The sequence below is a fragment of the Micrococcus sp. Alg238-R198 genome, from assembly GCF_900537135.1.
GTDB lineage: Bacteria > Actinomycetota > Actinomycetes > Actinomycetales > Micrococcaceae > Micrococcus > Micrococcus luteus.
The window spans coordinates 161,929-174,283 of the sequence record NZ_UNRH01000004.1; the positions used below are offsets into that span (position 1 = coordinate 161,929).

Here is a 12,355-nt window from a genome sequence, read left to right on the forward strand (position 1 = left end):
CATGCTCGGCCCGCCGGGGCCCCGCGGGCGTCCGGCGCGGGCCAGGGCGACGGCGGCCGGTGTGGACCCCGTCCCACGGCCGGGTCGCCCCGGCCGCCGGCCCGCCCGCGCGTGTCAGAGTAGGGCCATGACCACCTACGCCACCCTCGCCGCCCGGTACGCCGACGCCTTCGACTCCGTCGCCCACGGCGAGCGGGCCCGCGAGGCGGGTCGGCACCTGCCGTTCGCCGCCCTCGGGGAGCTGCAGGCCGCCGGGTTCGGCAAGGTCGGCGTCCCCGTGGACGCGGGCGGCGAGGGCGGCGGCAGCGAGACCGTGCTGCGCCTGCTCATGGACCTGGCCGCCCGGGACGTGAACACCGCGCACGTCTGGCGCTCCCACCTCGTGTTCATCGCCACGGCCATGGACCAGGCGCCCGCCCGCCGGGACCGGTGGCTGCGGCACATCGTCGCGGGGGACTGGGCCGGCTCCGCCCTGGCCGAACGCGCCGGCGGGGCCGCGCCGGGCCGCGCCGCCACCCTGGCCAGCCGGGACGAGGGCGGCACCTGGGTCGTGCGGGGGCAGAAGTACTACGCGACCGGCTCGGCCTTCGCGACGTGGACCGCCGCGACCGTGGGCATCGAGGGGGCGGACCTCGTCTCCCGCCGGAACTCCAAGCGGGCCGGGGGCGCGGTCCGCGAGCCGGACCGGGCCGTCGCCGTCGTGCGCGTGCGTCAGCCGCGCGTGGGCATCAAGGACGACTGGGACGGGTTCGGCCAGCGCCTGACCGCCACCGGGTCCGTGGTGCTCGACGACGCCGCGGCCGAGGAGCTGCTCGAGGTGCCGCGGCAGGACGGACCGGTGCCCGTGCTCATGGAGGCGACCCTGCTGGCGCTGCAGGCCGGGATCGGTCGGGCGGCGCTCACGGAGGGCACGCAGCTGCTGCGGCAGCGGCGCCGCACCTTCAACACCGGCACGGCCGCGCTGCCCAAGGACGACCCGCAGCTCCTCGAGATCATGGGGCAGCTGGCCGGGCGGCAGGCCGCGGCCGAGCTGATGGTGCGCGAGATCGGGCGGCTGCTCGACGAGGGGCAGGACGGCGCCGACGGGGCCGGCCCGGCGGAGGCCGACGTCGTGGCGGCGTCCGCCGAGGCGATGGCGGCCGCGTACCGGGCCCAGGCCGTGGTGCCGGAGGCCGTCCTCGAGGTGTGCACCCGCATCTTCGACACGCTCGGCGCGTCGGCGACGTCGGCCACGCTGCGGCTCGACCGGCACTGGCGCAACGCCCGCACCCTCGCCACCCACGACCCGGCGGCGTTCAAGGTGCGCATGGCCGGCGACTGGCTCGTGAACGGCACCCCGCCGACCGCCTACACGTCGGCCGGCGAGGTCCCCGAGGGGGACTGACCCGACGACCGGGCGGCCGGACGTGCCGGGCTCAGGCCCAGCGGCGCAGGGCCCGGCGCTCCAGCAGGCCGAGCAGCCAGTCGGTGAGCTTGCCGAGCACGGCGAGCAGGATGATCGCCAGGATCAGGCGGTCCGTGCTTCCGTTGTTCTGCGAGTCGGTGAGCAGGAAGCCCAGGCCCATCGAGGAGGCGATCAGCTCCGCGGCCACCAGGAACAGCCAGGCCTGGGCCAGGGCCAGCCGCAGGCCGGAGAACACGGCCGGCACCACGGCGGGCAGCTGCACCGTCCGCAGCAGGGACAGCCCGTGGTAGCCGAAGGCCCGACCGGCCTCCACCAGGTGCGGGTCCACGTGGCGCAGGGCGGCGTAGACGGTGGTGAACACCGGGAAGAACGCGCCGATCGCGATGAGGGTGACCTTGGACTCCTCGCCGATCTGCATCCAGAGGATCAGCAGCGGCACCCAGGCCAGCGAGGGCACCGCGCGCAGCGCCCCGATCAGCGGGGCGAACAGCGCGTCCGCCCACCGGGACAGCCCGAGCGCGGACCCCACGGCCAGCCCGAGTGCGGCGCCGAGCAGGAAGCCCAACAGCACGCGCTGGGTGGAGATCCCCACGTGCAGCCACAGGTCGCCCCGCTCCAGCAGGTTGACGCCGGCGCTCAGCACCGCGCCGGGGGAGGGCAGCTGCACCGCGGAGAGCAGCCCGGCGGCCGTCACCGCCCACCACAGCACCAGGAGGACGGCGGGCGCGGCCAGGCCCACCGCCGCCCGCGTGCCGGGCCGGTCCAGCACCCGGGGCCGGGCTGGGCCAGCGCTGAGCCAGACGTTTCGGTCGTCTCCGCGGGGTGGATGCAGCAGATTTCTCTGGCTCAGCGCTGGTGCGCCGCTGGCTCAGCGCTGGGGTGCCGCTGAGTCGCCGCAGGGCCGCCACCCACGGACGTGTCCTCCGTCATGGTCAGGGCATGTCACGAACCGGGCGCCGGACGCGTGGCCGGGCCCGGCGGGGCCGTCATGAACCCCTGGGCCGGACCCACTTCCACCGCCGGCCGCGTCGGCGTTGCATGGTGCGGGACCGTCGCCCGCCCGGCCGCGCCCCTGCGACCGGGCGGCCCTGGAAAGGAGACCCATGAGCACCGCCGAGAACGCCGGGGCCGGAGCACCCACCCGCCCGGACGAGCACCGCGAGATCCTCTTCAACGCATTCGACATGAACTGCGTCGCCCACCAGTCCCCGGGGCTCTGGCGTCACCCCGACGACCACGCCCGCGACTACAACACCCTGGGCTACTGGACGCACCTGGCGCAGACGCTGGAGAAGGGCCTGTTCGACGGCCTGTTCATCGCCGACGTCCTCGGCCCGTACTCCGTGTACGGCGGCACCTCCGAGGCCGCCATCAGGACCGGCGCGCAGACCCCCGTGAACGACCCGTTCCTGCTCGTCTCCGCGATGGCCGCGGTCACCGAGCACCTCGGCTTCGGCGTCACCGCCGGCACCGCCTACGAGCACCCCTACCCGTTCGCCCGCCGCCTCGCCACGCTCGACCACCTCACGGGCGGCCGCGTGGGCTGGAACGTGGTCACCGGTTACCTGCCCTCCGCCGCCCAGAACATGGGCCAGGACGACCAGATGGAGCACGACGAGCGCTACGAGCACGCCGACGAGTACCTCGACGTCGTCTACAAGCTCCTCGAGGGCTCGTGGGAGGACGACGCCGTCGTCTACGACAAGGAGTCCGGCGTGTTCGCGGACCCGGCCAAGGTCCACGACATCGCCCACGAGGGCCGGTACTTCACCGTGCCCGGCCACGCCGTCACCGAGCCGTCCGTGCAGCGCACCCCCGTGATCTACCAGGCCGGCGCCTCGACGCGCGGCCGCGCCTTCGCCGGCAAGCACGCCGAGGCCGTGTTCATCAACTCCCCCACGAAGGAGCTGGCGGCCGCCACCGTGAAGAAGATCCGCCAGTCCCTGGTGGACGCCGGCCGTGACCCGTACGACGTGAAGATCTTCGCGATGCAGACGATCGTCACCGGGGCCACCGACGAGGACGCGCGGGCCAAGTACAACGACCTGGCGCAGTATGTGGACCCGCTGGGCGGCCTCGTGCTCATGTCCGGCTGGATGGGCATCGACCTGTCCCAGTACGACCTGGACGAGCCGATCGGGGACGTGAAGTCGAACGCCATCCAGTCCACCGTGGAGACCTTCCAGAAGGCCTCCGGAACGGACGAGGAGTGGACCGTGCGCAAGCTCGCCGAGTGGGTGGGCATCGGCGGCTTCGGCCCCGTGATCGTGGGCGGCGGCGAGTCCGCGGCCCGCCAGCTCGTCGAGTGGGCCGACGAGACCGACGTGGACGGCTTCAACCTCGCCTACCACATCACCCCGGGCACCTTCGAGGACGTCGTGGAGTTCGTGGTGCCGGAGCTGCAGAAGCTCGGCCGCTACAAGACCGCGTACACGGACGGCACGCTGCGCCACAAGCTCTTCGGCCGCGGCGACCACCTGCCGCAGAACCACCACGGCGCATCCTTCGCCCTGCGCCGCCGGTAGGGTGACGCCAGTGGCCGCGGCGCCCTGCCTCGGCCGGCAGCAGCCCCAGGAGGAGAACATGCAGCGCAGACGTGCCGTCCGCGCGGCCGGGCTCGGCGTCGTGGGCGCCCTGGCCTTGGCCGGGTGCGCATCCGAGCCGCAGTCGGCGGGGGAGGCCTGGCATCAGGCCCGCACCCAGTTGGACGAGGCCGAGACCGTCCGACTCGAGACCGCCTACACCACCGGCCGTCAGGGCCCGCAGTCGGTCCGCTGGGACATCGCCGGCCGGCTCGACGGCGGCGACGCCGAGTCGAAGGGCGTCATGCAGGTCGGCCGCGACTCGCACATCACCATGGAGTCGCGCCAGGTCGGCGAGGACGTGTTCGTGCGGGTCGACGTGGACGGGTCCGACGTCCCGGACGACGTCCAGATGATGTACTCCGACCCACAGTGGCGCCGTGTCTCGGCCGGCGAGGGGCAGGAGCCGCCCCTGAAGTCCCTCCTCGACCAGGTGGGCCTCCCCGCGGCGGACGCCCTCGACGGCGCCCAGGTGCGCGCCGAGGAGGTCGACTGGGACGGCGGCACGGCCTACCGCTATGCCGTGCCCGAGGAGGTCGCCGACGCCGCAATGGCCGAGGGCGACGCCACCCGGGTGCACTCCTTCACGGTGGACGACGACGGCGAGCTGGTCGCGCTCACCGTCGACGACGGCCGGGCCACCCAGCAGTACGCCCTGAGCGACTGGAACCAGATCGAGCCGGCCGAGGCGCCGGAGGAGGTGGCCGAGTGAGGCAGCGCCAGACCCAGACCCGCCGCACCCGCCGCGGCCTGTCCCTCGCCGCCGTCGGGGCGGCCGCCCTGCTGCTGACCGGCTGCGCCTCGGGCGACGACGCCCCCGGCGCCTGGGACCGCGCCCGCACCCAGCTCGAGGAGGCCGACTCCGTCCGCATGGTCACCGAGCTGCGGTCCGAGGCCCCGACCAACGGCCGCGCGGTCCCGGACTCGGTGGACATCTCCGGTCCCGTGGACGGCTCGTCCATGCGGTACGTGTCCGTGTACCAGGACGACGGCCTGATCACCCGGGACGAGTCCCGGATCGTGGACGGCACCGCGTACTCCCGATTCACGGTGGAGCGCGCCGGCGCGAGCGGCGAGGACCGCCCCGCCTATGTGGAGCGCTGGACCGCCACCCCGTACGAGAGCGATCCCCGCGCCACCGGCATGGGCGCGATGGTGAGCTCGCTGCTGGGCTCCCTGCCGGAGTCGGGCGGCCTGGACGACGTCGAGGCGGACGCGGACGGCATCCGCCGCAGCGGTCAGGACGCGATCCGCTACGTGCTGGACGAGCCCGTCTCGGGCCCGCAGGAGGGCGTGGCGCTGACCGCGTTCACGGTGTCCAAGGAGGACGGCCGCCTGCTCACCGTGGAGACCGAGTCCGCCGGCACGAAGGCCGTGGTGACCCTCTCCGAGATGGGCGAGGTGGATCCGGTGCAGGCCCCGCCGGCCGACGAGGTCCTGAAGCAGGACGGCTGACCCGGCCCACGACGACGGCGGCCCGCCTCCCCGAGGGGAGGCGGGCCGCCGTGTCTGCGCGGGTCAGCGCGTCAGCGGACCCTCGTCACCCAGCGGGGTGGACGGGTCCGAGATGGTGTCCGGCTCGGCACCGTGGCGGGCCGCCGAGGTGATGTTGTCGTTGTTGGACTCGGTCACGCGGTCGTCGCGGACGTCGTTCTTCTTGTCGTTGCCCTGCATGGCATCCTCCACCTTCGTCGTGGCCTTCTGCACCGGATCGGACTTCTTCACCTCAGCGAACTTCTGCTGGGCGGTCTCCTGGACCTGGCCGACCTTCTCCTGGGTATTGGGGTCGTTCCAGAGCTTCTGGGCGTTCTGGGTCATCTTCTCGAGGTTCTTGCGGCCCTCGGCGGAGCCGAGCAGGTAGCCGAGTGCGGCGCCGAGGCCCAGGGTGATGAGGCGCATGGGTGGTCTCCTTCGTGTGTCGGGACCGCGTCGACCCTCTTGGACGGGCCGGGCGGCGCGCTGGCGCGCTGTCCTGAGATCACTCTGGTCACCGGAGCCCGCCGCGTCAACGGTTGAGGCGCACGGCCGTGCGAGGGTCGGGGGGCGTTCGTCCCCGCCGTCCCGTCCCACGACGACGGCCGCTCACCCCCGGGGGTGAGCGGCCGTCGTCGTGCCGGGGCCCGTGGGGCCACGGGGTCAGCCGAAGTGCTTCGGCAGGGTGGCCTCCCAGGCCTCGCGCAGCTCCGTGATCGGCAGGGTGAAGGCGTCCTGGACCTCGAGGGCCGCGGAGTCGGCGTCCACCACGCCGATGCGCACGGCCGCGTAGCCGCGGGCCGTGGTCATGTCGGTGAACCGGACCTCCTCGGTGCGGGGCACGGCCACGACGGCGCGCGCCTGCGTCTCGGAGAACAGTGCGGTGAACAGGTCCACGCCGTCGCGGCGCAGCACCTCGTCCAGCACCACGCGGGCGCCCACGCCGAAGCGCAGCACCATCTCGGACAGGGTGGCCGCGAGGCCGCCGCCGGAGACGTCGTGGGCGGCGTCGATCATGCCGTCCCGGGACATGTTGACCAGCAGCTCGCCGAGCAGGCGCTCCTTCTTCAGGTCGACCTTCGGGGGCAGGCCGCCGAGGTGGCCGCGCAGGCGCGCGAACTCGGAGCCGTCCAGCTCGTCCCCGGTCTCGCCTAGCAGGTAGATCGCCTGACCGTCCGCGTCCGGGGCGAAGCCGGACGCGGTGCGGCGCAGGACGTCGTCGAGCTGGCCGAGCACCGCCACCGTGGGGGTGGGGTGGATCGGGGTGCTGCCCGTCTGGTTGTACAGGGACACGTTGCCGCCAGTCACCGGGATGCCGAGGGTCTGGCAGCCGTCCGCCAGGCCGCGCACGGCCTCCGCGAACTGCCACATCACGTCCGGGTCCTCGGGGGAGCCGAAGTTCAGGCAGTCGGAGACGGCCAGGGGCACGGCCCCGGCGGTGGTGACGTTGCGGTACGCCTCGGCCAGGGAGGCCTGCGCGCCCGTGTACGGGTCCAGGTAGGTGAACCGGTCGTTGCAGTCCGTGGCCAGGGCCACGCCCATGCCGGTCTCCTCGTCCACGCGCACCACGCCCGCGTCGTCCGGGGCCGCCAGGGCGGTGTTGCCGCGGACGTAGCGGTCGTACTGGCGGGTGATCCAAGAGGTGTCCGCCAGGTTCGGGGAGCTCATCAGCTCCACGACGGCGGCGCGCAGCTCCTCGCCCGTGGCGGGCAGGTCCTGACCGGCCTCGGAGGAGCGGAACGTGTCCGCCTGGAGCTCGTCCTGCCAGGCCGGACGCGCGTACGGGCGCTCGTAGACCGGGCCGTCGTGGGCCACGGTGCGCGGGTCCACGTCGACGATGACCTCGCCGTCCCAGGTGATGATCAGGCGGCCGTCGCCGGTGACCTCGCCCAGCCAGGAGTACTCGACGTCCCACTTGGCCATGACGGCCTCGAACGCGGCGACGTTCTCCGGCGTCACCACGGCCATCATGCGCTCCTGCGACTCGGACATGAGGATCTCGCCCGGGGTCAGCGTGGAGTCGCGCAGCAGCACGTCGGTCAGCTCCACGCGCATGCCGCCCTCGCCGTTGGAGGCGAGCTCGGAGGTGGCGCAGGAGATGCCGGCGGCGCCGAGGTCCTGGATGCCTTCGACGAGGGAGTCGCGGAACAGCTCGAGGCAGCACTCGATGAGCACCTTCTCGGAGAAGGGGTCCCCGACCTGCACCGAGGGGCGCTTGGCGGGCTTGCCGTCGCCGTCGAAGGACTCGGAGGCCAGCACGGAGGCGCCGCCGATTCCGTCACCGCCGGTGCGGGCGCCGAACAGAACCACCTTGTTGCCCACGCCGGAGGCGTTGGCCAGACGCAGGTCCTCGTGCTTGAGCACGCCCACGGCGAGGGCGTTGACGAGCGGGTTGCCCTGGTAGATCGGGTCGAAGCGGGTCTCGCCGCCGATGTTCGGCAGGCCCAGGGAGTTGCCGTAGCCGCCGATGCCGGCCACCACGCCGTGGAACACGCGGGCGGTGTCCGGGTGGTCGATCGCGCCGAAGCGCAGCGGGTCCATCACGGCCACCGGGCGGGCGCCCATGGAGATGATGTCGCGCACGATGCCGCCGATGCCCGTGGCCGCGCCCTGATAGGGCTCCACGTAGGAGGGCGAGTTGTGGGACTCGACCTTGAACGTCACGGCCCAGCCGTCACCGAGGTCGGTCACGCCGGCGTTCTCGCCGATGCCCACCATCATGTGCTGCTTCATCTCGTCGGTGAGCTTCTCGCCGAACTGGCGCAGGTGCACCTTCGAGGACTTGTACGAGCAGTGCTCGGACCACATGACCGAGTACATGGCCAGCTCGGCGGCGGTGGGTCGGCGGCCGAGGATCTTCTTGATCTCGGCGTACTCGTTCTCCTTCAGGCCCAGCTCGGCCCAGGGCTGCTCGACGTCCGGCGTCGCCTGGGCGTCCGCGACCGTCTCGATGTTGAACTGCTGGCTCATGCATGGCCTCCACGGCTGGCGAGGGTGGTCAGGACGGAGGTGAAGAAGCCGAGGCCGTCCACGCCGGAGCGGGGGCCGGCGGCGGTGTCCGGGCCGAAGCCCGGCTCCACGGCGTGCTCCGGGTGCGGCATCAGACCGACGACGTTGCCGGCCGGGTTCGCGATGCCCGCGATGTCCCGGCGCGAGCCGTTCGGGTTCCAGCCCTGATAGCGGAACACCACGCGGCCCTCGGCCTCGAGGGCGTCGAGGGTCGTCTCGTCCGCCACGTACTGGCCGTCCTGGTTCTTCAGGGGCACGGTGATGGTCTGGCCCTGCTCGAAGTCGCGGGTCCACACGGTGTCCGTGCTCTCCACGACCAGCTCCTGGTCGCGGCAGATGAAGTGCAGGTGGTCGTTCTTGACCATCGAACCCGGCAGCAGATGCGACTCGGTGAGGATCTGGAAGCCGTTGCAGATGCCGAGCACCGGCAGGCCGTCCGCGTCGCCCTCGGGGCCGCCGGCCGCCGTCGCCACCGCGTCCATCATGGGGGCGAAGCGCGCGATCGCGCCGGCGCGCAGGTAGTCGCCGTAGGAGAAGCCGCCCGGGATCACGACGGCGTCCACGCCGGCGAGCGTCCGCTGCGGGTCCGCGTCGGCGTGCCACAGGGAGACGGGCTCGGCGCCGGCGAGGCGGACGGCGCGCAGCGCGTCCACGTCGTCCAGGGTGCCGGGGAAGGTGATGACGCCGATGCGCGCGCCGCTGAGCGGCGTCGTCGGCGTCGAGTAGTCGCCGATGAGGGGGAGCTCGGTCATCGGGCGCCCTCGGCCTCGTCCAGGACGGCCACGTTCACGACGTCCTCGATGACGGGGTTGGACAGCATCTCCTCGGCGGCCGTGCGCGCCTGGGCGAGGATCTCGTCGGTGACCTCGCCCTCCACGGTGAGCTCGAAGCGCTTGCCCTGGCGGACCTGGCTGAACTCGGTGAAGCCGAGGCGGGGCAGGGCCCCGTTGATCGCCTTGCCCTGCGGATCGAGGATCTCGGGCTTGGGCATGACGTCGACGACGATGATGGGCATGAACACGCTCCTGGGTGCGGGACGATGCCGCGGAGCAGGAGGGTGTGATGCCGTCTCACGCCCGGCCCGGGGCGCTCCGCGTGCTTGCCCGTCCAGTCTACTCGGCCGCCCGGACGCGGAATCGTGGGTGTGATGGGGGCGGCACGCGGCAGCCGGCCCGGCGTAGCCTGGCGGCATGAGACCTCAGCAGACCCGTGTGTCCCCGCTCGGCCGACGCCGGCCGATCAGCCCGCTCGGCCCCGCGCTGCTCGCCGCGGCGGCCGGCGTCGTGCTGACGGGAGTGCGCCGCATCACGGCCCGCTCCGCCCGGCGTCGCGCGACCGGACGCCCGCGTCGGTGACCCGTCCCGAGCCCTGCCCCTGCGGGTCCGGAGCCGGGCTCGCGGCGTGCTGCGGTCGCCTGCAGGCGCGTTTCGCCCAGGACGGCGCCCTGACCGCGCCCACCGCCGAGGCGCTCATGCGCTCCCGGTACACGGCGTTCGCGCGGCTGGGCGAGGCCGGGCCGGCAGAGGTCCGGGCGATGGCCGACTACCTCGCCGCGACCTGGGCCCCCGAGCATCGACCCACCGCGGCCGAGCTGCTGCCGGCCGCGGGGGAACAGGCGCCGCGGTTCACCCGCCTGGCGGTGCTGGACGTGCGGGACGGCGGGCCGTTCCAGGACGCCGGGACCGTGGAGTTCGTGGCCGTCGGCACGGGGGCCGAGGGGCGGTTCCGACTCCATGAGGTCAGCCGGTTCCGCCGTGAGGACGGGATCTGGCGCTACGTTAACGGCGACGTGCGCTGAGGCCGGGGCGGCGCGTCGGCCGGCGGTGACGCGTCAGAAGGCGGAGAAGATCCCGGCGCCCACGCTGAGGACCAGGCCCAGGATGGCGATCCACGCCACCAGGGTGACGATCGGGCGGGGGCGACGCGGGGCGTCGTCGTGCCAGTCCACGCCCTCCAGCTCCGGAGGGGTGCGCAGCTCTCGATCCATGGCCCCAGCCTCTCACGCCCCACGCCGCCCCGGGCCCAACGCGGGTTGACTTGTCACGGGTGCTGGGCGCCTGGACCCGCGAGAACTCAACCCGCGTTGCCGTCCGGGGTGAACAGGTCCTCGATCCGCCGCCCGAACACGGCCGCGAGGCGGAAGGCGAGCGGGAGCGAGGGGTCGTAGCGGCCCTTCTCGAGGGAGATGACGGTCTGCCGGGAGACGCCGAGCTCGTCGGCGAGCCGCTGCTGCGACCAGCCGAGGCGGGCACGCTCGTCGGGGATGGTGTTCTCCACGGCTCAGCCCCGGCGCTTCTGGAGCTCGTAGCGGACGGCCACCGAGGCGCCCGCGAAGAGGAGCAGCCCGGCGCCCACGAGGGGGAGGCTGGGCTGCCACCCCGCCAGGGCGACGACGAACGTGCCCAGGCCCAGCACCACGAGCAGGTCGCCAAACGCGCCGGACTGCGCCTTCTCGAGCCACCGGCCTTCGATGGTCTCCTCGGTGTCCCGGACGGCGCCGCGCAGGGTGGTGCGGTCCACGAGGAACAGCCAGGCGAGGGCTGCGCCGACCGGGAGCGCCGACGCCGCCATGACCGCGCCCGTGACCGCCGGGAAGCGGGGACCGGCGTCGCCCTGGCTCGAGGCCAGACCGTAGGACGCGGCCCCGATCAGCAGGGCGATGACGACGCCGGCCACGAGGCTGACGAGGATCAGTCGCCCGGACCCGCCGCCCAGACGGGCGGAGCGGCCCCAGCGGGGGCGGCGGTCGCGGGCGAGGTCGGTGGTGGTGTGCGGCGTGGTGGCCATGGCGGTCCCTCCGGGGCGGGGCCGGGGTTTGTCCCCGTCGTGTGAAGCAAGCTTGACAGTAAAGAGAGTTTGACGTCAAGTCTGCTTGACGGTGGCCCGACAGGGCGGCGGCGGAGCTGGGCCTCGCCGTGGACGCCTCCACCGCCGCCCACGATGCTGGCCGCATGGCCTTCGAGGTGCACCCGCTCACCGCCGACCGCTTCGACGACTTCGCGCACGTCGTCAACCCGAACCGCCGCGCCACGCACTGCTGGTGCCTGTCCCCCCGGCTCTCAGCGCCGCAGAGGCACGCGCCCGGCGACCCCCGCGAGGACACCATGCGGGCGCTCGCTGCGGGGGAGCCTGCGCCCGGCGTCGTCGGTACTCGGACGGCGAGCCCGTCGCGTGGTGCAGCATCAGCCCGCGCAGCGCGATCCCGCGGCTCGTGATGCGACACATCCGCGGGTGACCCGGCCCTCCGCCGTCCGTCCGCCCGTCCGGCCAACGCGGGTTGACTTGTCGCGGGTCTGGGCGGTGAATACCCGTGACAAGTCAACCCGCCTTGCCCGGGGTGCCGCGCCCTTGGCTCGCGTGGAGTCGTCCCCGCCCGCCCCGGCCCGTTCCTGAGGAGCCGCCATGTCCCTCCGTCTCTCTCACACCACGTGGGACGCGCTGGACCCCCACGCCATCGCCGAGTTCTGGCGCGCGCTGCTCGGCTGGGAGGTCGACGAGCCTCACCTCTACCGCCCGGGGTCGGACGAGTGCTCACTCGTCGGCCCTGACGGGCAGGTCGTCCTCTTCTTCCGCGTCCCGGACGCCAAGCGCGTGAAGAACCGCGCCCACATGGACCTGCGCGCGGCCGCCGGCTCGACGCGCGACGCCGAGATCGAGCGGGCGCTCGCCCTCGGCGCCGCGATGGTCGACGACCGCCGCGTCGACCTCGGCTGGGCCGTCCTCGCCGACCCCGAGGGCAACGAGTTCTGCATCCTCGACGGCTGAGCCGACCCCACGACGGCCCGGCGTCTCCGCGGGGGAGTCGCCGGGCCGTCGGGGCGGACCGGGTACCGGGTGCCCGGGCCGTCCGCGGCGGCGGTGGTGTGGCGGGAGTGGTTCGTGGTCA

The 12,355-nt window shown here is 73.5% G+C and carries 15 protein-coding genes; 7 read left to right on the forward strand and 8 right to left on the reverse strand.

The window, feature by feature from the left end; translation table 11 throughout:
* The first annotated feature begins 127 nt into the window (after window positions 1-127).
* Window positions 128-1,384: an acyl-CoA dehydrogenase gene (locus G6R13_RS05775; RefSeq protein ID WP_163721204.1), complete on the forward strand. Its 1,257-nt coding sequence runs from the start codon at window positions 128-130 to the stop codon at window positions 1,382-1,384.
* A gap of 31 nt (window positions 1,385-1,415) precedes the next feature.
* Here the strand turns inward: G6R13_RS05775 and G6R13_RS05780 are convergent, their stop codons facing one another.
* Entirely contained in the window at window positions 1,416-2,240 is an 825-nt protein-coding gene (locus tag G6R13_RS05780) for an ABC transporter permease (RefSeq protein WP_073116410.1), read from the reverse strand.
* 268 nt (window positions 2,241-2,508) lie between these two features.
* Here G6R13_RS05780 and G6R13_RS05785 point away from each other — a divergent pair, with 268 nt between their 5' ends.
* The 3 genes from G6R13_RS05785 to G6R13_RS05795 are packed head-to-tail and all read left to right on the forward strand — an operon-like array spanning window position 2,509 to window position 5,442.
* On the forward strand, window positions 2,509-3,930 hold the full coding sequence (locus tag G6R13_RS05785) for an LLM class flavin-dependent oxidoreductase (RefSeq protein ID WP_163721206.1): 1,422 nt from the start codon (window positions 2,509-2,511) through the stop codon (window positions 3,928-3,930).
* Window positions 3,931-3,988: 58 nt separating this feature from the next.
* Window positions 3,989-4,699, forward strand: coding sequence for a Tat (twin-arginine translocation) pathway signal sequence (locus G6R13_RS05790; protein WP_205805017.1), 711 nt, complete (start codon window positions 3,989-3,991; stop codon window positions 4,697-4,699).
* Window positions 4,696-5,442, forward strand: coding sequence for a hypothetical protein (locus tag G6R13_RS05795; protein WP_020621438.1), 747 nt, complete (start codon window positions 4,696-4,698; stop codon window positions 5,440-5,442). Before G6R13_RS05790 ends, G6R13_RS05795 begins: the two co-directional genes overlap by 4 nt.
* A gap of 63 nt (window positions 5,443-5,505) precedes the next feature.
* On the opposite strand, the gene G6R13_RS05800 is transcribed toward G6R13_RS05795, so the two are convergent.
* The 4 genes from G6R13_RS05800 to purS all read right to left on the reverse strand — a co-directional run bounded on the left by G6R13_RS05800 (window position 5,506) and on the right by purS (window position 9,484).
* Window positions 5,506-5,886 carry a YtxH domain-containing protein gene (locus G6R13_RS05800; RefSeq protein ID WP_163721208.1) on the reverse strand — a complete coding sequence of 127 codons (381 nt, stop codon included), beginning with the start codon at window positions 5,884-5,886 and terminating at the stop codon, window positions 5,506-5,508.
* A 237-nt stretch (window positions 5,887-6,123) separates the two neighbouring features.
* Window positions 6,124-8,430 carry a phosphoribosylformylglycinamidine synthase subunit PurL gene (purL, locus tag G6R13_RS05805; RefSeq protein ID WP_020621440.1) on the reverse strand — a complete coding sequence of 769 codons (2,307 nt, stop codon included), beginning with the start codon at window positions 8,428-8,430 and terminating at the stop codon, window positions 6,124-6,126.
* A complete protein-coding gene (gene purQ, locus G6R13_RS05810) occupies window positions 8,427-9,221 on the reverse strand; it encodes a phosphoribosylformylglycinamidine synthase subunit PurQ (protein ID WP_020621441.1) in 795 nt (264 codons plus the stop codon). The genes purL and purQ overlap by 4 nt, the downstream gene beginning before the upstream one ends.
* Window positions 9,218-9,484: a phosphoribosylformylglycinamidine synthase subunit PurS gene (gene purS / locus G6R13_RS05815; protein ID WP_002856633.1), complete on the reverse strand. Its 267-nt coding sequence runs from the start codon at window positions 9,482-9,484 to the stop codon at window positions 9,218-9,220. Before purS ends, purQ begins: the two co-directional genes overlap by 4 nt.
* Before the next feature lie 175 nt (window positions 9,485-9,659).
* Here purS and G6R13_RS05820 point away from each other — a divergent pair, with 175 nt between their 5' ends.
* Together G6R13_RS05820 and G6R13_RS05825 are read left to right on the forward strand one after the other, a co-directional pair.
* Complete coding sequence (locus G6R13_RS05820) at window positions 9,660-9,824, forward strand: hypothetical protein (protein ID WP_155643109.1); 165 nt, start codon at window positions 9,660-9,662, stop codon at window positions 9,822-9,824.
* On the forward strand, window positions 9,821-10,267 hold the full coding sequence (locus tag G6R13_RS05825; protein WP_163721210.1) for a YchJ family metal-binding protein: 447 nt from the start codon (window positions 9,821-9,823) through the stop codon (window positions 10,265-10,267). The genes G6R13_RS05820 and G6R13_RS05825 overlap by 4 nt, the downstream gene beginning before the upstream one ends.
* Window positions 10,268-10,300: 33 nt before the next feature.
* Here the strand turns inward: G6R13_RS05825 and G6R13_RS12220 are convergent, their stop codons facing one another.
* The 3 genes from G6R13_RS12220 to G6R13_RS05835 all read right to left on the reverse strand — a co-directional run bounded on the left by G6R13_RS12220 (window position 10,301) and on the right by G6R13_RS05835 (window position 11,256).
* Window positions 10,301-10,456 (reverse strand): hypothetical protein, encoded by a 156-nt coding sequence (locus G6R13_RS12220; protein WP_010079551.1) that lies wholly within the window; start codon window positions 10,454-10,456, stop codon window positions 10,301-10,303.
* An 86-nt stretch (window positions 10,457-10,542) separates the two neighbouring features.
* Window positions 10,543-10,746 carry a helix-turn-helix transcriptional regulator gene (locus G6R13_RS05830; protein WP_002856639.1) on the reverse strand — a complete coding sequence of 68 codons (204 nt, stop codon included), beginning with the start codon at window positions 10,744-10,746 and terminating at the stop codon, window positions 10,543-10,545.
* 3 nt (window positions 10,747-10,749) lie between these two features.
* The gene (locus G6R13_RS05835) at window positions 10,750-11,256 is read right to left on the reverse strand and encodes a hypothetical protein (RefSeq protein ID WP_233569922.1); all 507 of its coding nucleotides are present in this window, start codon (window positions 11,254-11,256) and stop codon (window positions 10,750-10,752) included.
* Window positions 11,257-11,871: 615 nt separating this feature from the next.
* Here G6R13_RS05835 and G6R13_RS05840 point away from each other — a divergent pair.
* Window positions 11,872-12,234 carry a VOC family protein gene (locus G6R13_RS05840; protein ID WP_020621445.1) on the forward strand — a complete coding sequence of 121 codons (363 nt, stop codon included), beginning with the start codon at window positions 11,872-11,874 and terminating at the stop codon, window positions 12,232-12,234.
* Window positions 12,235-12,355: the final 121 nt, after the last annotated feature.

What these genes read in the sequence shown, in the direction of transcription:
- G6R13_RS05820 (WP_155643109.1), top strand. Translation starts at nt 9,660, where the DNA reads ATGAGACCTCAGCAGACCCGTGTGTCCCCGCTCGGCCGACGCCGGCCG.
- purQ (WP_020621441.1), bottom strand. Translation starts at nt 9,221, where the DNA reads ATGACCGAGCTCCCCCTCATCGGCGACTACTCGACGCCGACGACGCCG.
- G6R13_RS05835 (WP_233569922.1), bottom strand. Translation starts at nt 11,256, where the DNA reads ATGGCCACCACGCCGCACACCACCACCGACCTCGCCCGCGACCGCCGC.
- G6R13_RS05785 (WP_163721206.1), top strand. Translation starts at nt 2,509, where the DNA reads ATGAGCACCGCCGAGAACGCCGGGGCCGGAGCACCCACCCGCCCGGAC.
- purS (WP_002856633.1), bottom strand. Translation starts at nt 9,484, where the DNA reads ATGCCCATCATCGTCGTCGACGTCATGCCCAAGCCCGAGATCCTCGAT.
- G6R13_RS05790 (WP_205805017.1), top strand. Translation starts at nt 3,989, where the DNA reads ATGCAGCGCAGACGTGCCGTCCGCGCGGCCGGGCTCGGCGTCGTGGGC.
- G6R13_RS05840 (WP_020621445.1), top strand. Translation starts at nt 11,872, where the DNA reads ATGTCCCTCCGTCTCTCTCACACCACGTGGGACGCGCTGGACCCCCAC.
- G6R13_RS12220 (WP_010079551.1), bottom strand. Translation starts at nt 10,456, where the DNA reads ATGGATCGAGAGCTGCGCACCCCTCCGGAGCTGGAGGGCGTGGACTGG.
- G6R13_RS05775 (WP_163721204.1), top strand. Translation starts at nt 128, where the DNA reads ATGACCACCTACGCCACCCTCGCCGCCCGGTACGCCGACGCCTTCGAC.
- G6R13_RS05800 (WP_163721208.1), bottom strand. Translation starts at nt 5,886, where the DNA reads ATGCGCCTCATCACCCTGGGCCTCGGCGCCGCACTCGGCTACCTGCTC.
- purL (WP_020621440.1), bottom strand. Translation starts at nt 8,430, where the DNA reads ATGAGCCAGCAGTTCAACATCGAGACGGTCGCGGACGCCCAGGCGACG.